The sequence below is a fragment of the Peijinzhouia sedimentorum genome (assembly GCF_049340005.1).
Classification (GTDB): Bacteria; Bacteroidota; Bacteroidia; order Cytophagales; family Cyclobacteriaceae; genus CAXBDP01.
Genome location: NZ_JBMPIY010000002.1, coordinates 485,903 through 505,949 on the forward strand (window position 1 = coordinate 485,903; position 20,047 = coordinate 505,949).

Annotated in this window: 16 protein-coding genes; 7 read left to right on the plus strand and 9 right to left on the minus strand. The window is 36.7% G+C overall.

Translation table 11 applies throughout. The features are described from left to right. Positions 1 to 26: 26 nt before the first annotated feature. From pglX to ACOXY8_RS05420, 8 genes are all read right to left on the minus strand, one after another. Positions 27 to 3,545 carry a BREX-1 system adenine-specific DNA-methyltransferase PglX gene (pglX, locus tag ACOXY8_RS05385; protein ID WP_458330522.1) on the minus strand — a complete coding sequence of 1,173 codons (3,519 nt, stop codon included), beginning with the start codon at positions 3,543 to 3,545 and terminating at the stop codon, positions 27 to 29. Beyond that, complete coding sequence (gene brxC / locus ACOXY8_RS05390; RefSeq protein WP_458330523.1) at positions 3,545 to 7,045, minus strand: BREX system P-loop protein BrxC; 3,501 nt, start codon at positions 7,043 to 7,045, stop codon at positions 3,545 to 3,547. The genes pglX and brxC overlap by 1 nt, the downstream gene beginning before the upstream one ends. After that, positions 7,042 to 7,620, minus strand: a complete 579-nt coding sequence (locus ACOXY8_RS05395; protein WP_458330524.1) for a DUF1788 domain-containing protein — start codon at positions 7,618 to 7,620, stop codon at positions 7,042 to 7,044. The genes brxC and ACOXY8_RS05395 overlap by 4 nt, the downstream gene beginning before the upstream one ends. Before the next feature lie 6 nt (positions 7,621 to 7,626). After that, complete coding sequence (locus tag ACOXY8_RS05400) at positions 7,627 to 8,211, minus strand: BrxA family protein (protein WP_458330525.1); 585 nt, start codon at positions 8,209 to 8,211, stop codon at positions 7,627 to 7,629. 394 nt (positions 8,212 to 8,605) lie between these two features. After that, positions 8,606 to 9,223, minus strand: coding sequence for a hypothetical protein (locus tag ACOXY8_RS05405; RefSeq protein ID WP_458330526.1), 618 nt, complete (start codon positions 9,221 to 9,223; stop codon positions 8,606 to 8,608). Positions 9,224 to 9,255: 32 nt separating this feature from the next. Further along, the gene (gene darG, locus ACOXY8_RS05410; RefSeq protein WP_458330527.1) at positions 9,256 to 10,290 is read right to left on the minus strand and encodes a type II toxin-antitoxin system antitoxin DNA ADP-ribosyl glycohydrolase DarG; all 1,035 of its coding nucleotides are present in this window, start codon (positions 10,288 to 10,290) and stop codon (positions 9,256 to 9,258) included. A 3-nt stretch (positions 10,291 to 10,293) separates the two neighbouring features. After that, positions 10,294 to 10,884, minus strand: a complete 591-nt coding sequence (darT, locus tag ACOXY8_RS05415; protein ID WP_458330528.1) for a type II toxin-antitoxin system toxin DNA ADP-ribosyl transferase DarT — start codon at positions 10,882 to 10,884, stop codon at positions 10,294 to 10,296. Between the two features lie 242 nt (positions 10,885 to 11,126). Next, a complete protein-coding gene (locus ACOXY8_RS05420; protein ID WP_458330529.1) occupies positions 11,127 to 12,788 on the minus strand; it encodes a DUF6035 family protein in 1,662 nt (553 codons plus the stop codon). Between the two features lie 617 nt (positions 12,789 to 13,405). Here ACOXY8_RS05420 and ACOXY8_RS05425 point away from each other — a divergent pair. The 4 genes from ACOXY8_RS05425 to ACOXY8_RS05440 all read left to right on the plus strand — a co-directional run bounded on the left by ACOXY8_RS05425 (position 13,406) and on the right by ACOXY8_RS05440 (position 16,883). Continuing rightward, complete coding sequence (locus tag ACOXY8_RS05425; RefSeq protein ID WP_458330530.1) at positions 13,406 to 13,762, plus strand: helix-turn-helix domain-containing protein; 357 nt, start codon at positions 13,406 to 13,408, stop codon at positions 13,760 to 13,762. 3 nt (positions 13,763 to 13,765) lie between these two features. Further along, positions 13,766 to 15,073, plus strand: a complete 1,308-nt coding sequence (locus tag ACOXY8_RS05430) for a type II toxin-antitoxin system HipA family toxin (RefSeq protein ID WP_458330531.1) — start codon at positions 13,766 to 13,768, stop codon at positions 15,071 to 15,073. Positions 15,074 to 15,250: 177 nt separating this feature from the next. Next, positions 15,251 to 15,811, plus strand: a complete 561-nt coding sequence (locus ACOXY8_RS05435; RefSeq protein ID WP_458330532.1) for a DUF4256 domain-containing protein — start codon at positions 15,251 to 15,253, stop codon at positions 15,809 to 15,811. A 103-nt stretch (positions 15,812 to 15,914) separates the two neighbouring features. Continuing rightward, positions 15,915 to 16,883: an NAD(P)-dependent alcohol dehydrogenase gene (locus ACOXY8_RS05440; protein WP_458330533.1), complete on the plus strand. Its 969-nt coding sequence runs from the start codon at positions 15,915 to 15,917 to the stop codon at positions 16,881 to 16,883. Positions 16,884 to 16,898: 15 nt separating this feature from the next. Here ACOXY8_RS05440 and ACOXY8_RS05445 read toward each other — a convergent pair whose 3' ends face one another. Then, entirely contained in the window at positions 16,899 to 17,822 is a 924-nt protein-coding gene (locus ACOXY8_RS05445; protein ID WP_458330534.1) for a LysR family transcriptional regulator, read from the minus strand. 96 nt (positions 17,823 to 17,918) lie between these two features. Between ACOXY8_RS05445 and ACOXY8_RS05450 the strand changes: the two genes are divergently transcribed. From ACOXY8_RS05450 to ACOXY8_RS05460, 3 genes are read left to right on the plus strand one after another with little or no spacing between them, the layout of a single operon-like run. After that, positions 17,919 to 19,355, plus strand: coding sequence for an NADP-dependent isocitrate dehydrogenase (locus ACOXY8_RS05450; protein WP_458330535.1), 1,437 nt, complete (start codon positions 17,919 to 17,921; stop codon positions 19,353 to 19,355). Positions 19,356 to 19,365: 10 nt separating this feature from the next. Beyond that, positions 19,366 to 19,758 carry a hypothetical protein gene (locus tag ACOXY8_RS05455; RefSeq protein WP_458330536.1) on the plus strand — a complete coding sequence of 131 codons (393 nt, stop codon included), beginning with the start codon at positions 19,366 to 19,368 and terminating at the stop codon, positions 19,756 to 19,758. 1 nt (position 19,759) lies between these two features. Then, on the plus strand, positions 19,760 to 20,035 hold the full coding sequence (locus ACOXY8_RS05460; protein ID WP_458330537.1) for a hypothetical protein: 276 nt from the start codon (positions 19,760 to 19,762) through the stop codon (positions 20,033 to 20,035). Positions 20,036 to 20,047 lie beyond the last annotated feature (12 nt).

Here is a 20,047-nt window from a genome sequence, read left to right on the forward strand (position 1 = left end):
TTTTGGCTGATTTTATATATTACTCACTAAATTATCTCACTCACATCTATCCAATCAAATCCCCTCACTTTTGTCTTTGTTTTTTTATCATTGAGACCTGCTACTTCCTTTATGGCATTGCCGAATTTATTATAATTCACCAAAACTCCATCGTCCAAATCGATAGAAATACGCTTGGAGGCTAGTGGATAAAAGATGTCTCGTTCATATTCTTGTAACTCAAGCAATATTACTCGAAGTTTTTCCTTCTCTTTTTGGGCTCTCACTTGCTCGGTGGAGTTCCCAGTTTCTATAATGTGATCAAGATGATTTACATGCGCCTTGATTTTTTCTTGAAAAGGATTGAGGTATTGACTGAGGATTTGGCTGAGCGTATCCGATGTGTAGCGGTGTAAGTAAATAAGTACATTGAAACTACCCTTAGGTGAAGAGAACATCCAATAGATGGGACGTTTCTTGTACCTGCTAATGTGATCCTTGTAGAAATCCTTCAAAAAGTATTTACGGATATCTTTGCCAATGCAGGATTCTAAAAACTCCAGATTCCTGTCGAAGTATTTCTCACCAAAACTTACCTTAAGGAACTCTTTGAATCGATTGACGATATCATCTTCAAACCACTCATCGTCGAGGATAGGGATGATATTGTCATCATCTGGCAGAAAGGATGCTTGCTTGCCACTTTCGGAGAGTATCCTGAGGTAATCCTCCAAGGTCTCTCCTTGGTTTGCCAATATCAGCCCTTCTTGATCTAAAGAATAACGACCAAACATACAGCCAACGGCATAGCTGATAAACTGTGCCATGACTTCCTGTGCATCGAAAGACAATTGAATATCATCATAACTAGTGACAAGGCCTGTAGCTGGATCTCTTTCTAGTTGGGTGTTTTGTGCTTTGAGAGAACCTCTGTTAAGTTCCTCTTGCAGAATGGTAATCTCCTCTAGGGGAACATCGGGAGTTAGTTCCTCTTGCAAGCCATAGATTTCTATAAACTGACGGTTGAGTTCTTCTTCGTTTTTGTGGAGTTGGAAGAATTTATTGGTCCAGTATTGTTTATATAAATCGAATGATTCTTCAAGCTCATTTGAATTATTATTTGCAATCCAATTACTTAAGTAGTTCCAAGAGATTTCATATGAATCCCAATCAAATTTTGAAACCACAATGCAATTCTTTACTGTCCGAACAAATTCTTCATTAATCAATTCATTTTTAAAAGGTAATTTTCTAAAATCCCCAGGTTGAAAATGAAGTGTTGGGTTTAATATTTTTGAATAATCCTTTACAAATGATGTATTTAATAGCCCAAGAACTGGTAATCTGAATTTTTCTTCTTTAAAGAATGCACAAGTGCCAGAACCATCAAAAAGAAACCCTTCATTGTTAATCCTTGCAGATAACAAGCCTGATGTAATATCTGACCATGTGATACTCGGTTTAAATATATTGTCCAAATTAAAATTATGTGCCCAAACCCTTTTACCAGAGGGATGCATAGTATTCTGAAGCTCATTCCCATCTAAATGCCAATTAACAACATATTCGTTATTTCCATACCACCTTCTAAACTTACCTCCTTTTGCATATGGGAACCATTTAATACCACTATCATTTGCATCAATTCTATTTGTAAAATTCAATCCAATTGAAACAAATGACATTTCCTGCCATCTTCTTATAAATTTTGAATTATTACCTGTTGCTAATCCCATTCTTGCTTCAGAAAAAGTCTTTAGCGTTTTTACTTTATTTATTACATTCAAAGTAATTTCGCCAATCCAATATCCAATCGGACTTCCTGGCATCTTTGCATAGTCTTTTTGATAAGCAGTATAGAACCATCCGCAGGAAGGGTTCTGGATGGCTTCAAGGGTTTTGGGAGCTTGATTTTGTGACCCTTTGAAATCACTTAATCGGATATAGCTTCCTTTTCCCTCTGGAATGACTTTATTTCTTAAAGTAAAGGTACAGATCGGAACAGTAGCTCCATCAAAACCTGAATATTCCAGTTGGATCAGGTTATTGATAAAATGATGATCAATAAGGTTAGTTCTCAGTTTTTCATAGGAAGAAATAAACATCCACACAAACGGGGTCATATACCCTGTCAATCCATCTTCATTGCACAATTCTAAACAACGTAAAATAAAGGTGGCGAATAAATCTGATTTCGTTTCTGAATAAGTTGCTTCAACATATTGCTTCAAACTTCCTTCCATCCTTGAAGAAGATATGTATGGCGGATTGGTTACTACCACATCATACCGCTGCCCTAGTAATTGGTATAGGTTGTTAACCAGTTCCTGACGTTCTCCAAATAGTGTCCCTTTATCCAATTTTAACACATTCAAATCTTTGGGTTCAACCCTAATTAATGAACCTAGAGCAGTTGCATTTTTAAACTTTTCATCAAATTCAAAGTCTTGATAAAAGTGGATATTTGGTGTTATATTTTTACTTTCAACTGTACGTAAAAACCTTCTATTCTTTTGTCTCCCCTTCATTATTAAGACGAAGGATGCTAATTGTGCCGCACGTTGGTCTATGTCTACTCCAAATAGGTTTTTGGTAATGATAAGTTCAGGAATTTCTGAAGGGTTGTATCCTTCCTCCTCATACATTTTGTAAAACACATCAAAGGCATAGGATAAAATATGCCCTGAACCTGTACAAGGCTCAAAAAAGGTTATTTCTTCAATGCTTTTTTTAGTTCTTGTTTGGAGTTGCTCTTTGTAGGCAGGTTTTATATAAAACTCCAATTCATTAGTAATCTTTGTGTTGGGTTGCATTTCCGTCCACAACTGTCCAAGTGTATTGTCCACCATGTACTGAACAATCCACCTAGGAGTAAATAATTGTGATGCAGGAGCTAATTCATTTTTCTTATATACTTTTTTAGACCTAATCAGCTCATCGTTCCATTCCGACACATAAAACTGATACAACCATCCAATGATTTCCACTTCTTTGCAATCTTCTATCTGCATACCTTCTAAGATATCGTGCACAATAGAGTACTCAGAGCTTAGGTCGTCTGGCAATAGCAGGTCAGTATAGTCATTGATTTCCTCAAAAAGGAAGGGTAGAATTCTATGTAAGTGATTACAAACTGCAATGAGTAGGAGCTTGAAAACCTCATTTTGAGGATTTGGACTTGGTACTTTTCCATCCAACAGGTCGAATATTCTCTGTCTATCCACCCGCAATTCTTCCGATATATGTCCTTGCTTGGCATCTTCTACAATCTCTGGTGTGGTGAATCCTTCCTTAGGAGATAGTACTCCCAAGCCCAATGGCTGGAAGTCATTCACATCCATAAACCTTAGTGCCATAAGTCGGTTAAACCACGTGTAGGCTACTTTATCAATTACTTGATTTTTGGAACTTCTTTGTATCTCTTCCTTGAGTTTTAGAATCTGAGCTTGCTTTTCCCTGAGCTCTGCTGAGTCGGTCTTCAATACATATTCTAGCCTTGCTTGTACTTGGGTAAGTAGTTTACGTCTTGCAGCTTGAGCAAATTTTTTGAGGTGGTTGGTGTTCATTAGAGGCTAATTCTTCGGTTTTCCTTAATTTGTTTTTTAAATACCTCCCGCATTTTTTCTAGGTAGGCGTCCACATCTTCCTCTGTTCTCAATTCTCGCTGCTCAAAGGGTACTTTTAGGTTGTTTGCTTTAATATAATGAACCGTGGGTTCTGCTACTTTACCACCATCGCTTTCTCTCACTTTATTTGCCAATCGGTGTAGTTCGGTAAGCTGGCTTACCAGTAATTCATCATTTACTCTTCGGCCAATTTCCCTTAGTGAACTAATAAAACGCTGAGTGTCCACCTTACTTTTTTCCTGTTTAAAAGGTGACAGTATTGCCTGTTGTTGTAGCGAATCTAGCTCTTCAAAATTTTCATTATTCGTTAAAGTGGAAATAGCATCCTCTATACATTGTAAGGTGGCTTTTCGCTCGACATCAATCTTTTGAATTACCTTTTCGGAGAGGGTATCCATTGCGTGCTTGGCTTCTTGCAGCAGATTACCAAAGTATGGTTTAGGGTGATTGAGGACATCCTGGAGAACTTTCAGTTCCTCGCTGTCTACATAGTGAAAATTAGAAGTATCACCCGTGGCGGTGGTTCTAATGCCATCGTAGATACTTTTCTGTCCACTATTCATAAACCTGCGTACAGGATCCAATGCATCTTCCTTAAAATCTAGCAAGAGATCCTCATAGTTTTTTACCTCTCTCAATATATGACTATAGTCTTTGCTTATGAGGTTGTGTATTTGTTCTCTTGTCTCCTCTAATGAAACTAAGAAAGGATAGCTACCTTTTTGTCTCAGTAGATCATCAATCTCTGATCGAGTAATTTTAAGCTTTTCTTTAAAGTCACTAGCGATATCTTTTCCTAAGGATAACCCTGAGGATTGATCGAAAAACTCAGAGTATAGTTCTTTAAGCGCTCTCACTTTGGAAGGATCCTCTGGCTCCTGCACTTGTGCTAGGGTATTATGATGATGTGAACTGTTGATCAATGCACGAGATGCTTCTGTGGTATCTAGCAAATTGCTGTCTTGCTTTAGTTCTATCTGTCCACGTCGGTATAGTTTGGCTACATTAGCCCATACCGCATTGGGATACCATCCATAAGGTCTCCTACCAAGTACGTCTTTAAGTTCGCCCAAGCTGGTACGTTCAGAACGTGCCTTCCTTCTATTGATTTGGTTTAAGATTTCACTCTCAGCCTCTGTAATGGTTTGCTCTATTTTAAAGAGTTCTGCTTGTGTGGAAAGAAGTATTTCATTGATGGAGGACTCGGTGTAGGTAGTATGTCCCAACATCCTGAGATTAGGGTACACATTTTTTACCAATATCTGGAAGGCTACGTGCACTCTAGCACGACCATCTGTAGTTGGATTTAACTCCTGTTTGCTCCCATTGATATACACATCCGACTCGGATAGGAGCTTGCTCGCAAGTGTAATTAGGTTTCGTCTTCTCTCGCCATTTTGTACTTGTCGCTCGTGCAAAATACGTCTGCGCTCTGCTTTTAAGGTAGATGTCTGGCTTTGTTTTACGTATTTATTGGTTTTGAGAAAGGTATTCAGATCTTTAATAAAAACAGGGTTTGGCGGTAATACCATTCTCATTACCGTGGTACCCATCGTTTGCGATTGCAAGGAAAGTGTCTCTTTGTAAATGGGATTACGCTCAGTAATGATTTCTATCCCTAGTTCCTTTTCCCTACCTACGGTGGCATCGTCTATGATTGGCATAAAATCATAGTGCTGTTTGTTGTCCGTAAATTGGATCTTATTGTCTTTGATAATTTCATCAAAGAAGAGTTCCTTCAGCTGCAAAGTGACTGCGGAATCATCAATATCCATATCCTTAATTTCTGTCTCTACGTCCTTTTCCTCATTGGTCATGAATTCGTAGAAATCACTGTTTCTTTGAATATAGTTTTGGTTTTCAAGGATATTCAATGCTTTCTCTACCTTATCTTCATGTGCTTTGATATCGATATCCAAATGATCAATTAGCAGAACAGAAATGTTCCGTTTGGTAGCTTTGAAACTTCCATAATACTTGATCATAAAAAGGGTTTTCAGCACCTGTATAGCAAAGAGATCGCTCAGGTTGTTCTCAGCCAATTGAATGGAGCTCTGAATTTCACCTCTCAACTCACTTCGAATACCCTCAAACATTAAGTCAAAACTCACAAGAGCTTTTCCTTTTTTTTCCGATACCTTTTTGATTACCTGCTGGAAAACACTCAGCATGGATCTTTCCCCGACGGATGCATGTTTTCCTTGAAATGCGTTGTGACTAGAAAGGGCTCTGCGGCACTGCTGAAACAAATCGAACTGATAAGGCAAGAAAGGATACTTCCTCACAAAATCATCACTTCCCTTAAATCCCTTGAATTGGACACCTGCATCCGAAAATGAGATAAGTGTACCTAAATGAGTTTTTTCAATCTCGTATAGTTCTGCAAGTGTAGGTTCAGCGGTTTCTTTCTTTTTAAGTAGCCTCTTTTCGATCACCTCATCCACATTGGCCGAAGTGAGTGGGATTTTGATGGCAAATCGGTCTTGGATACGTGAAAAATCGCTCTGCTGACTCTTGGTCATATCACCCAGTATCTTCTCCATGTCCTCTTGAGAAGTAACCAAGACCCACGATCTACCCTTAGTTTTGGTAGCCAAGGTCTCTGCAATGGTTTGTAGATTTAGCATCAGTCTAGTATTGTCGCTGATGTATTGGCCTACTTCATCTACAAAAAAATTGAGCCTGAAATGTGGACCTTTAGATTCAATGTATTCTAAAACTCGCTCACAAAAGTGCTCTATGGACTGTTTGTTTCTATCTTCAATTTCATCTAAAATATCCTCGTAGCTTTCTGCTTTTTTACCATTTATCTCAGCCAATACTTCCGCTATTGTATCTGTAACCAGTGGATCATAATAATCAATACGAGCTTCTTTCCATACCTTATCACTTTTGGAATTGAAGCGGGAGGTAAAGTCTTCTAATTGATTGTTCCGCTGTAGCCACAATTCAAATTCTGCCACATGAGGCTGGTATCCATAGAGACCAAGGTGATCATAGAAAACTTTATAAAATACGCTTAATATGGCATTAGCATCTGTTTTAGAAGTAATTTGAGCTTGCTGATCGATATTAAACAGAATGGATTCGGATGGTATGCGGGTAGATTTAAGTACATCTCCTTTTAGGATATCATCTTTTTCGATATTCTCAGAAAACAGTTCACCTACATGGTAATCATCCACTGCTTTGTTTTCCAATACGAAAGATAAGATTTTGAGCAAGTGAGATTTACCACTACCAAAGAACCCTGAAATCCAAACTCCATTGGCAACAGTATAATCATTATATGCACTAAAGAACCCTCGGATTTTATTTTTAATCTCATTTGTAATCACATATTCGACTACTTCATTTGATATATTCGCTTCATCGTCTGCTTTTATTACAGTTTCAATGGTACGGTCAATGTCTTTTTCGAAAATGTCCTTGATTATCATGCTTTGATTGATTCAATGTTGAAAGCTCGGTAGTAATTATCGTCCTTTAGTAAGCCAAATAAATTAAGTGAATGCCCATTGTACTCGCCAGGGAAAAAGGTAATTGTAGGCGCATCCTTAGCTACAGATTGTAGATTGTTTAGGATGTTGTGAGAGCGGATATAAGGAAAAACCAAGCCTACACCAGTAATGAAATAGATTTGAGCATCTGATTCCATTATGAGCGTTTTTATTCTTGGTAATAATACTTCATGGATATTTAGGGCAGACTGTAAGGCACGCAAAAACTTCTCAGAACCTTTGGTCTTCTCTACCTTAAACAGACGATCAATACCACCCTTATCTTCAAGTATTTGGCAAGCAATATCAAATAAATTGATTTCCAATACATTGATCCCTTGCGTACTAAGTTTATTTTTTAGCCTTTTTATTTCTTCACGAACACGGATCTCATCCTTCGCTGAATAAGAAGATATGAAAAAGGGAATTTCACCACCCAAGGCTTCTTTCTGTAGAAAACTCTTGGTAGATGCAATGTTGTATATATGATTAAATTTTCTTCCTAGTGTATCCATCAATTTTTAAAAATTGTAATTGTTGATTTCCTCATCACTCAAAAGAAAAATTTCCAACCATTTAATATTATCACTTTTAATCGCTCTCACTGTTTCAGGTTCTAAAATTTGATATTGGAGCACCCTCTCTTTTGTAGAATTGATAATTCCAGCTTGTTCCAAAATGCGAAAAGTTACTTGTTTTATCTTATCCGACGTGAGGTCAGTAATTTCCTCAAGCTCAGGATGGTCTTGTTGTTTTCTTCTAAAAAATGATAAGTATTCGCCATCTGTGATTTGATAGTCCATGAGAACCATTTTCTCCCTCAATACCTCCGTTACAAACTCCCTTAAGAATTCATACAATTTACAGGAAGCTAGAAAGGCAATCTGTTTCTGTACCAAAGAATTTCCTTCCAAAAGAACCTCAATTTGCTCTTCAGTTAAGGTTGCCAATCTCTTTTTATACTCTTTCCCTTTTCTTCGTTTAGAGGAAATCTTTCCTGAACGGTCCTCTGGGAGGATCCCTCTTTCAATTTTAAGTAAATTCACCATTTCCTGTACTTGCAGAGAAGCCGCTGTAAAGGAAAGCTCGTATTTAGAATAAGTCATGAAAATCATCTTTGATACTCAAAGCTAAGGTGAACAATCCTAAAATTGGTAATTAACACTCTTAAAGGTTTTCGCTATTTGAATATCTTCAGGAGTTCTCCAATTTAGTTATATTTCGTTAAATTATTATTCATTTATCCGTGAAAGTATTAAAAATCCCTCTTGCAAAAAGGTGAATTAACTTAAATAAATCAGTTAGTTCCTAGTGGGTCAAGAAATTTGATTGGAGGGTATAGACGGGTCGTATTATCGTAATTTAGGTTACTAGCTCAATATCTTACTTTGATTTGGGTTGAAATTGAGGGTCTAAAAAAATTAGTGAAAATTATTATAGTCGATTGTGCCATTGTAAAGCTAGACTAGCCCTTAAATCTAGCTCAACTAAAATCTATTTTTATGATTTATTTTTGTTTCGTTCAGTTTCAAACATTACTAACTCTATAGCCCTAGTCGGATAAATTCGATAGGGAAAATAACTTGATATCAGATTGTGTAACTCTTTATAATTTTTGTGCTCAGATAATTTTTTAAGTTCGTCTAAGTATTCTAGATATAATTCGGGTTTATCTATTCCATAAGTACTTTTCTTTTGGGTTAAATATTTGAAAATATTACTATCCCAAATCGCATAATCCCTAGGATTTATAAAATGCAAAAGTTTTGAAAGTCCAACTAATGAATTGTTTATGGCTTTCTTAAGAATTTTTAATTCAGATGGTGATAAAATGAGGCCACTTTTTACTGCATTTAGATATAAGATAACTTCATTCTTTTGGCTTAAATCCAAATAAATTATGGTTGGCATCCAACCATACACAAAGTGACTTGCTACAATCAAGTTATGTTCATTGATCTCCCCTGCCCTTATATTTTCAAAATATTTTACAAATTCAGGATATGATACGCTATAAGAGTCGTTAGGCGAAAAAGTTACGTTTTTCGCATCATTGAGAACGGATTCAAATATTAAGTTTTTCAAATTGGTATTAGTGGATACTACGGTTCTAACCATGCCAGCTATTTCGGTGCAGCTGTGCCATTACCTCAGTTGAGGTGTAAATTTAAATTTTTGATTGCTATTTGAATAAACTTAGGGTTCGTAAATAAGGTCTTCTTGCGGTCGCTCCATTTTTCCAACTCCTTTGTAATTTCATCTTGGGTACTTGCATTCATTTCAGAGGAAACAAAATCAATTGTTGAAAGCAATTCCAAAGCAAAGGGAGAATAAAATCCAGCTAAGAATGTTTTTGTTTTTTCTACAGTAGTTTTGTAAGAACTGTTCTCAGATTTTGCCAAAAATTCATTCACTTCCTTTTCAGCATCTATTATTAAACCTAATTCTTCAAATGGCTTTTTGTCCTTGGAGCTATAACCCATTATATAGCTCCCATTAAGATAATACAAAACGTGCTTCACCTTTCCAGAATATGGTCCATAAAAATTGGGTTGAAATTCCAACTTGAAAGAATCCTTGGCTCCGAAACGTTGTAGGAAGTAAGCAATTTTTTCAGAAGAAAACTCTGATACAAATTCACCGTTTCGAACCAATTCATACAAAACAGAAAGCAACATAGCCCTTGCAGGTGTTAACTTAACTCGTTCCTTTTTTAAGACTTCCTGAATTGCTGCACTAGGCTCATATATGAAAACATGACAATCCACGTTAGTCAAATGCTTTTCCAATATTGGCTTCACCCTATTCCAATCCAACCCACCATTTCCAGAACCCAAAGGAGGAATAGCAATTGATTTAATATTTCTTTCCTTTATTACTTTTTTAAGTTCAATTAAGCCTGTCTCGATGAATTGATATTCAGAAGGCAAACGCCAATTTGTTTTCGTGGGAAAATTGATGATGATTTTTTTTCCTGCCAATAGTGATTCCTCCTCAGTAACCAATAATTTTCCTACTTTGACTTCATTATCCTTGCATGCCTTGGCATAGATTTTAAAATTATTGGGAAACATGTTTTTAAACTGCAAAGCAATTCCTTTTCCCATTACACCCACCGTGTTAACAGTGTTGACTAAAGCTTCTGCTTTACTATCTAATAAATTGCCTGTTTGGTAGTGTATCATATTTTAAAAATAATATATTGGTCTAATATGAATGTTATCACTATTTGCACCAAATTTAATTAAGCAGTTTTTCGCTTTTTCGTTATAGGTATAAAAACCCAAAATAGCTTCTTTATTAATATCTCCCAAAACTAAAAACTCCGCTTCCTTTCTTCGCTTTTTATCCAAATCGTTTTCATCACGCCAATACTTTGCATTTATTGCATTCATATCCAAAATGGTATCGATGTTTTGAATATCTCCAACGGTATATTGTGAGCTGAAACTATCAACAGCATGACCATCAGTGAATACAAATTCTAATTGCATATTAATTATTTTTTGAACCGAACTAACACAATAAACAATATTTTCAGCAGGTGTGGGAGCTACCATATTAAATCCATTTTGCACCACATATAGCATTGGCGTTCTAACGCCAAAATAAAACGGAATGTATTCACCCAATTGTCTGCTGTTGTTTAATTTAAAATCATTTCGAGTTGTAATTAAACTTTTATCTCCAATTGGCACAAAATTAGGATTAGCATTTCTCGAAGTTGAATGTGTAATGCCGTATTCTAGAATATGCGGAATATTCTCTATATGAATCATTCTGTACAGATATTTTTTATTCAGGTCAGGCATTCGGCAAATATACTAATTTCTCCTCTGTGAGTTTTTGTGGTTTGGGTTGGCCCATTTTAGCCTTCTCACAACATTTTACATGCGACTTGAAGGAGATATCTCGACACACTTTAAAGTCAGACGATCAAAAGTTTATAGATACAAATTAATCATTTTTAGCGATAAAGCCACCAATACTTTTTCATAATTAGCTCAATTTTTCAGATACTTTATGTATTAAAGATTTCAGGATACAATTCATTTATTACTTCATCAAGCTCATAATTCTGTTCAGGCATTGATAAATAGTAATTTTGCAGCTTCTTGCTAAATTTACCTTTGACATCTGCCTTCTCAACCAACTCCCAAATTTGGTAATGTTTAAACGCAGATTCGATGTAATCCCAATATTCTTTGTAATACTCAATTGCTGTATTTGCTAATTGAATCCATATATTATTTGGATATTTATACCCCACTAACTCATGTCTTTTGGCAGACTCAATTATGAAAATGGCTTTAAAATGTTCAAATACTTTGGAGGTTAACCTCTTGTTTTCAAGTTTATCGCTCAACTCGTAGAGAAATAAATCTTCAGGGTTATTTATTAGTTTATTGAGATTAAGTAAGTCACTTGATTTAAGCTTGTAGCCGTATTCAATCATTTTTCTTAAAAGCAATTTCTTTTCATATTCATGGAAGTCTTGGTTGTTTATTAAAGTTTGAAAAGCTGTTGTGCCTTTAGAGTTTATTTCATTTAGGTCCTTTTCTATCCTCTCACAAGTGATTAAAAATTCAATAAATTGAAAATCTACTCTTTTTGCTGATGCAATCCATCTGATTACGGGTTCGTTTCTTTTTTTAAGACCAAGGGCTCCATTCAATATTTCAAGTTCAATAGGGCTAAGTTCTTCTATTTTCCGTCGCAAACCTTCAAATGAAGGATGGGTTTCTTTTCTAAGAAACTTTATTTCAGATATTATTGATTTAGCTTTTTCTTGAGCTTCCTTCTTTCTTTGCTCTTCTTGTTTCTGGCGCTCAATTTCACGTAACTCCGCTTCACGAACTTTTCGTTTTTTCTCAACTTTGGTTTTATTACTGCCAAAGTCATAGTAGTACACTTGGTAACAATTTGTATCAAATTGAAGCTGAGCAAGAGATACTGATTTTGCGAGCCATTTTGTCAAAAATGAATTATCGTCTGTTAAGATTGGTATTTTATATCTACAAAGAAGTTTTAGTGAATCAGAATTTTCATCAAGTTTAAAAAAATTCTGATACTCAGTGAGATATTTGATGTCTCTTTCCAGTGTCCCTTGGCTATAGATATCATAATTATCAAGGATCCAAATCAGAAACATTTGGTTCTTTTTATAAAATTCGTATCTGCTTAGAATATAACCTAAAGACAATTCTGATAACTGGATTTCAAAAACAATTTCATGCCCCTTGTATTTGCAAAAAACATCAGGTCGTCTTTTTTCTCCATTCCTTAAAATGAACTTATTGTCAATAGCAATGCTTTCTAGATCTACTCCTTCAATATTTCTTAGAAGCTTACCGATTTTGTTTTTTAACTCAATGTGGCGTTCACTTTCTTTACTTTTAAAAATTTTGTTAAATACATCCTGCTCCTTTGGAGAAAGTTGACCGTCAGAAAGTATGCAGAATGTATGGCCTGGCTTATGCTTAAAATGTATTCTGTCAAATTTGCTACCAGATACAATTAAGTCTTGCTCGCATTCGCAACAAGATAAATTGAGTTTATTTTCATGGTATTTGCGTCTTATTTGAAAAGCATCCTTAGTTTCGCTGAATTCCTTATCAGCTTCGAGTATTTCCCCAGAAGTTTTGTCAAATGCTAGTTTAATAGACCTTTCAAATCGACTCATTCGCTTGGTAACATCTTTTTTAGATTGAATTCCTGCAAGATTATTCGCTAGATACTGGCTCTAATTTGGATTTACAGGGATGTGTATTGTTATTATTAATCAATGTTTATTTATAAACATAATACTTAAAATTTGAATTTACAATGTTTGCTAAATGAAAAAAAATGCACGCACCTAGAAAAGAACATGAGAAAAGGATCTTTTGCAAACTTGAAATTTTGGAGAAAGAAAATATTGACCAATCTGAAATCTCTAATTCAACCAATCAAATGGTTATTTTCATAATGTAACTTAAAAACTGCCATCCAGTCATAAACAAAATTTATTTATCAAACCCCACGCTCCCACTCTTCGAGATTTACAATCTCGAAGCCTGATAAAAAGGATTTGCAATCCGCTTAATTGTAATCCTCCAAAGTGAATAAAATCAATTTTCTAAAGGGCTAATTCCAAACAAACAGAAATATTAAATTTCTCAGTCATTCCGAATGAAATATCATTCACTAAAAGCCAAAAAGAGATTTTATGAATGAATAATCATTCATACCTAATTATTTTATCATTATTCACGTTATATTTGCATGATATTTAATTCACTATAAGCAAAAAAACACTTTATGACTGATAAATCATTTAATGATTGGACATCAATGAGCGATAAGGCTTTGATTGCGCATATTGGTGAATTTGTAAAGTATCAGCGGATGGAGCAAAACAAAACGCAGGATGAACTTGCCACAGCTGCTGGTATTAGTCGCTCTACATTAAGTTTGCTCGAACGCGGAGAGACGGTCACCATTAGTACGCTAATACAAGTGCTACGGGTATTGGATCAATTGCAGGTGATGAATGCATTTGCTATCAGAGAGAGTATAAGCCCTTTAGCATTGGCTAAATTACAAAAAGATAAACGCCAAAGAGCGAGAGGAAAGTCGGCAAAGAAAACGAAAGAATCGGACGAAATAGATTGGTAAGACATGCAAGTAGCTGAAGTAAAAATATGGGGCAAATTAGTAGGCGCAGTCGCGTGGGATGAAAAGTCGGGCTATGCTACTTTTGAATACCACCCGCGGTTTAAGGAATTAGGCTGGCAGCTATCCCCACTAAAAATGCCTATTGAAGACTCAAAAAAGATATTTTCCTTTCCCGAACTTAGACAAGATAAAAACGCAGAATTCGACACATTCAAAGGCTTGCCCGGCTTACTTGCCGACACCCTTCCCGACAAATACGGAAATCAGCTTATTAATCTATGGCTGGCTCAGCAAGGTCGCCCGCAGGGCAGCATGAACCCTGTAGAAATGCTTTGCTTTATTGGCACTCGTGGCATGGGAGCCCTCGAATTTGAACCCACAATATTTAAAGAAAACAAAAATACTTTTTCTGTAGAGATTGACAGCTTGGTGAATACTGCCCAAAGACTGCTTAACCAAAGAGAGCAATTTTCTACTAATCTGAATAAGAACGAGGAAGATGCTATAAGAGAAATTTTAAAAATAGGCACTTCGGCTGGAGGTGCAAGACCCAAAGCTGTAATTGCATTTAATGAAAAAACTGGCGTAGTAAAATCTGGCCAAACCAAAGCTCCTAAGGAGTTTGAGCATTGGTTAATCAAACTAGATGGTGTGAGCGATGTACAACTGGGCGCAAGCAAAGGATACGGAAAAGTAGAAATGGCTTATTACAATATGGCTATCAAATGCGGGATAAAGATGATGCCCTCTCGGCTATTGGAAGAAAATGGTCGGGCGCATTTTATGACCAAGCGTTTCGATAGAGCGGGTGGAGATACCAAGCATCATGTGCAAACTTTTTGTGCATTAAAGCATTTCGATTTTAACCTTGTAAATAGCTTCAGTTATGAGCAATTATTCCAATGTATGCGCGAACTCAAACTGAGCTATACAGATGCAGAACAGATGTTTCGAAGGATGGTTTTTAATGTAATCGCACGTAATTGTGACGACCACACTAAGAATTTCTCCTTTTTGCTTAAAGAAAATGGGAATTGGGAATTGGCTCCTGCCTATGATATATGCCATGCCTATCGTCCAGGCAGCGAGTGGGTGAGTCAACATGCATTGAGTATAAATGGTAAGCGGAAAGAAATTACCAAAGAAGATTTGCTGATCGTTGGAAAATCCATACGTTGTAAAAAAGCAGCTGAAATCATAGATGAAATTAACGACACAGTAAATCAATGGAAGACATTTGCCAATGAAGTAGGCATCAGCCCAAAACTGCGGGAGGACATTTCTGAGACACTATTAAATCTCAAAGCCTGATAAAAAGGATTTGCAATCCGATATCTTGAAATGCACCCATAAAAGCAAACAAATTCAATAAAGCCTTTAAAAAAGACTTTTGATTACAATAAATATGTTCACATTTTTTTTGTTCACGTAACGTGAGCAGCTAGAATCTGTGAACAAAAAAAATATTGCTAAATTTCCAATAAAAAAATGCTCTCCAAAAACCTAAGCCAAAATCAAAAAGAAAGTCTACTCAAGATATTAGAAGATCGATTTGATAGGAATTTAAAACGCCACCCTGATATGGAGTGGATTGAGATAAAAGCCAAGCTTGAAAAAATGCCTGAAAAGCTCTGGGCTCTACAGCAAATGGAAGAAACAGGCGGCGAGCCTGATGTAGTGGCTTACTACGAAGAGTCTGATGAATATCTCTTTTGCGACTGCTCGGCTGAAAGCCCTAGTGGAAGAAGGAGTATTTGCTACGATCCGGAGGCCTTGGAGTCCCGCAAGAAATTCAAACCTGAGCATAGTGCAGTAGGTATGGCTGATGAAATGGGCATAGAATTACTTTCTGCAGAGCAATATCATCAATTACAGCAATTAGGCCCTTTCGACACCAAGACTTCTAGTTGGCTCAAGACACCTCCCGCCATGCGCAAACTGGGTGGAGCCATTTTCGGCGATTGGCGCTACGGGTCTGTATTTGTTTATCACAATGGAGCCGAATCTTACTATGGCGCTCGCGGCTTTCGTGGAGCGTTAAGAGTTTGATATTTGCCATTTAAAATTTATTGACTTTCATCCTTCATTTCCTCATCAATTTTATCCCTATATTATTGATGGTAACAAATTTGATGAAAAGAAATTGACACCCATGAAAGCCGCTGTTCACACCAAATATGGACCTCCTGAGGTAGTGCAAATAAGGGAAATACCCAAGCCCACACCCAAAGTACATGAGGTTTTGGTAAAAGTATATGCCGGCACTGTTAACCGAACAGACTCGGGTTTTCGCAGTGCGAATTATTTTATATCAAGATTTTGGAGTGGTCTATTTCGACCTAAACAGCAAACCCTTGGATGTGAATTCGCCGGAATAATTGAAGCAATTGGAGCAGATGTTCAAAATTTTAACATTGGCGATAAAGTTTTTGGCTTTAATGATGTGCATTTTGGAGGGCATGCTGAGTATATGACCATTGCAGAAAATGACGCCATCACAACCCTACCGAATAATATCGATTTCTACGAAGCGACAGCTATTTCCGAAGGCGGACATTATGCACTCAATTATATCAAAGCCTTGAATATTCAGCTCAATCAAGAGGTGCTAGTTTATGGAGCTACAGGAGCCATAGGTTCGGCAGCAGTACAACTGCTGAAATACTATAAAGCGCATGTTACCGCAGTATGCAACACTAAAAATGTAGCACTAGTGAAATCTCTTGGTGCAGATATCGTCATCGATTACCAAACCCAAGATTTCACCAAAACCTCCACAAAATTTCCATTTATATTCGATGCTGTTGGTAAGAGTTCATTCGGCCAATGCAAGCCATTGCTTACGGATAAAGGCATTTATGTTTCCACTGAATTAGGCAAAAATGCGGAAAACATTTTCTATGCGCTTATTACACCAATATTTGGCGGGAAACGGGTACTTTTTCCACTGCCAAGCATCAGCAAAGAAGATGTGAATTTCTTGAAATCTCTCGTAGAACAAGGGAAATTCAGACCTGTGATTGACAGGAGTTATCGTCTTGATGAAATTGTAGAAGCGTATAAATATGTAGAATCAGGCAAGAAAACAGGCAATGTTATTTTACAGGTTGTAGATACATAAGCTTAGGCAAGCCATTTAATACTGCTCATACCAATGGAAGGTATCATGCACTATTTGTTCTTTCTGCGCTTCCAAATAAGATAAAAAGGAAAGTGAAACTGGCGAATGCTTTTTGCCTTTCAGCCAAATCAAACTCCATGTAGTTGTAATAGGCAATCCTTTGACCGGAATGATCTGGAGTTCATTGTTATGCAACTCATTTTTAATCCCAATTAAAGGCATTATTGAATATCCCAAACCAGCCAGCAATGCTTGTTTTACCGCTTCATTTGAGGTTAGCTCCATTTTCTTCATAACCTTGAAATCATTTCGTTGAATAAAATTTTCCATGGTTTGCCTCGTACCAGAGCCCTTTTCTCGAAAAATCAGCGGGAGGGTTTGAAAAGCCTCACTTACACTCAATCGCTTTTTGAGCTTAGTCTTAGTATTGCCTACCAAATACAGTTTGTTTTGAAGCAAGTCTAACTTATCCACCTGCGGGCTGCTTGGCAAAATAGAAACAAGGGCAAAGTCAACTTCATTATTTTCTAAGCTCTCTACTACCATATTTTTGTTAGTCACATCCATCACCAATTCTATTCCTTCGTGCTTACGCATAAAATCAGTCAAAAAATATGGCATTACATATTTGCCTGTAGAGACCACCGAAAACTTCATGCGACCAATCATTTGACCTTTGTAGGCTAAGGTTTTGTAATTGATTTCATGCACTTGGTTGATGATGCGTTCTGCCGCTTCTGCAATCTCTTTCCCAAATTCGGTAATATAAATTTTCCTTCCCACCACCTCAGTAAGTGGTATTTCAAACTGCTCTTGAAAATTTTTCAACTGTATTGACACCGCAGGTTGGGTCAAATGTAACTCCTCAGAGGCCTTCGTAACACTTTGTGTTTGAACGATCTTAAGGAAAACTCTAAGCTGATTGAGTGTGTAATTCATTAATTTATTTTATGCTTTTCATTATAACTATAAATAAAAATTAATGTTTGAAACTACCCAAATTTGCGTCAGTTAATTTCCAAATAAGCAAAACGAATGACAAAAATCACAATAGCAAAAGGAGATGGAATAGGTCCTGAAATCATGGACGCCACATTAAAAATCTTATTTGCCGCAGGAGCAAAAATTGAAATTGATGAGATTGAGGTCGGAGAAAAGGTATATCTAAGCGGAAACACTTCCGGCATTAGTGCTGAGTCTTGGGACATTATCAGGCGCAATAAAATTTTCTTGAAGGCGCCAATTACTACTCCACAAGGTGGAGGTTATAAAAGCTTAAACGTAACCACCCGCAAATCTCTCGGATTGTATGCGAATGTAAGACCTTGCATGAGTTTGCATCCCATCATTCAAACGAAACATCCCAAAATGGACATGGTGATTGTGAGGGAGAATGAAGAAGATTTATACGCGGGAATTGAACATCAACAAACCGATGAGGTAGTACAATGCCTTAAATTGATAAGTCGCCCAGGCTGCGAGAAAATTATCCGATATGCATTCGAATATGCTAAGCAGCATAACCGCAAAAAGGTGACCTGCTTTACCAAGGATAATATCATGAAACAGACCGATGGTTTGTTTCATCAAGTATTCGATGAAATCGCAAAAGAATATCCTGAAATCAAAAATGAACATTGGATTGTAGATATCGGCGCTGCAAAAGTGGCAGAGTCACCTGAGAGTTTCGATGTGCTTGTAATGCCTAACCTCTACGGGGACATCATCTCAGACATCGCAGCAGAAATTACTGGCTCGGTAGGCTTAGGCGGATCGGCCAATATTGGCGAAGAGTGCGCAATGTTCGAAGCTATCCATGGCACAGCACCTGATATAGGAGGTAAAAACATAGCAAATCCATCAGGCTTATTGCAAGGGGCAATTATGATGCTGAATCACATCGGCCAAACGGACATTGCCGAAACGATCCAAAATGCATGGCTACTCACTTTAGAGCAAGGAATTCATACCGCAGATATTTACAAAGAGCGCTGGAGCACCTTGAAAGTAGGGACAATGGAATTTGCCAATATGGTAATTAATAATCTTGACAAAAAGCCAAAAATCTTAAAACCTGTCTCTTTTGCTGGCAATTCGGTGATCAAACTTCCAAAATATGAAAGAAGACAATCTGCGACTAAAGAATTGGTGGGAGTAGATGTATTTGTGCATTGGAATGGACTAAACCCAAATGAGCTTGCCGACAAACTGAAAAACATCGAAAATGAGGAAATCAAACTTTCGATGATCACCAATAGAGGCATTAAAGTATGGCCAAATGGATTTAAAGAAACCTTCTGTACCGATCATTGGCGTTGTCGATTCACTCAATCCAATGGTGCGGCGGTCAATAAAGCTCGCATTACCGATCTATTAAATAAAGCCATCGAAGAAAATGTGGATACTATCAAAACTGAAAATCTTTATCGATTTGATGGCAAAACCGGCTTTTCATTAGGACAAGGACAATAAATCAAAAATCATGAAAGAGAAAATTAACAACACCCGAAATGATTCGAGAAATATACTTGAGTCGAAACCAAGCAAAAGTCAAATCAGAAAAGAGCAAAATATTGGTAATGGCCAACATGAAGCAAATTCACAATATGTGGATTCCGTACTAAAAAATCTGCAAATAGACGGCTTCAGCGAAAATGAAAATCAGACTCGTGAAACGGTAGATTTTATAAAGGCTCATTCAAAAAAGAAACAGGCTTTATCTATTGGAGCTGCCATTCATTTAGGACTACTGTTAATCTCTCTTTGCGTTGCATTCATAGTTGAAAACCCGGCAAATAGCCAACTGTTTGTAGCGGTTTCAATAATTTTTGCAGCAATGTCAACTCGTTCTTTAAACAATCAAAATCAAGATTAAAATGAATAAAACAGAAAAGTTAACACTGATTGAAGGCACTTTTTCTGATGAAGAAGCCAAAGAAATTTTGATGAATATTTTCTCTACTAAAGTCAATTTTCATGAAGTGAAAAACTTCAGCTCCATAGAGCGATTTGGTGAGGTTGATGCCACTGCTCAGAAAAGAATTCCCGATCTGAAGCGAGAGGTAGAAAAGCTTACGAAAATATTGGCAGAAGCTAGAGCTACCAACAAGCAAATCACTATAAACTCTGAAATAAACATTTCATTGTCATAGCCTTTTCTCCAA

Bases quoted from the DNA above. Each gene is read 5' to 3' on its own strand.
- pglX (WP_458330522.1), bottom strand. From the start codon at position 3,545: ATGAACACCAACCACCTCAAAAAATTTGCTCAAGCTGCAAGACGTAAA.
- brxC (WP_458330523.1), bottom strand. From the start codon at position 7,045: ATGATAATCAAGGACATTTTCGAAAAAGACATTGACCGTACCATTGAA.
- ACOXY8_RS05395 (WP_458330524.1), bottom strand. From the start codon at position 7,620: ATGGATACACTAGGAAGAAAATTTAATCATATATACAACATTGCATCT.
- ACOXY8_RS05400 (WP_458330525.1), bottom strand. From the start codon at position 8,211: ATGACTTATTCTAAATACGAGCTTTCCTTTACAGCGGCTTCTCTGCAA.
- ACOXY8_RS05405 (WP_458330526.1), bottom strand. From the start codon at position 9,223: ATGGTTAGAACCGTAGTATCCACTAATACCAATTTGAAAAACTTAATA.
- darG (WP_458330527.1), bottom strand. From the start codon at position 10,290: ATGATACACTACCAAACAGGCAATTTATTAGATAGTAAAGCAGAAGCT.
- darT (WP_458330528.1), bottom strand. From the start codon at position 10,884: ATGATTCATATAGAGAATATTCCGCATATTCTAGAATACGGCATTACA.
- ACOXY8_RS05420 (WP_458330529.1), bottom strand. From the start codon at position 12,788: ATGAGTCGATTTGAAAGGTCTATTAAACTAGCATTTGACAAAACTTCT.
- ACOXY8_RS05425 (WP_458330530.1), top strand. From the start codon at position 13,406: ATGACTGATAAATCATTTAATGATTGGACATCAATGAGCGATAAGGCT.
- ACOXY8_RS05430 (WP_458330531.1), top strand. From the start codon at position 13,766: ATGCAAGTAGCTGAAGTAAAAATATGGGGCAAATTAGTAGGCGCAGTC.
- ACOXY8_RS05435 (WP_458330532.1), top strand. From the start codon at position 15,251: ATGCTCTCCAAAAACCTAAGCCAAAATCAAAAAGAAAGTCTACTCAAG.
- ACOXY8_RS05440 (WP_458330533.1), top strand. From the start codon at position 15,915: ATGAAAGCCGCTGTTCACACCAAATATGGACCTCCTGAGGTAGTGCAA.
- ACOXY8_RS05445 (WP_458330534.1), bottom strand. From the start codon at position 17,822: ATGAATTACACACTCAATCAGCTTAGAGTTTTCCTTAAGATCGTTCAA.
- ACOXY8_RS05450 (WP_458330535.1), top strand. From the start codon at position 17,919: ATGACAAAAATCACAATAGCAAAAGGAGATGGAATAGGTCCTGAAATC.
- ACOXY8_RS05455 (WP_458330536.1), top strand. From the start codon at position 19,366: ATGAAAGAGAAAATTAACAACACCCGAAATGATTCGAGAAATATACTT.
- ACOXY8_RS05460 (WP_458330537.1), top strand. From the start codon at position 19,760: ATGAATAAAACAGAAAAGTTAACACTGATTGAAGGCACTTTTTCTGAT.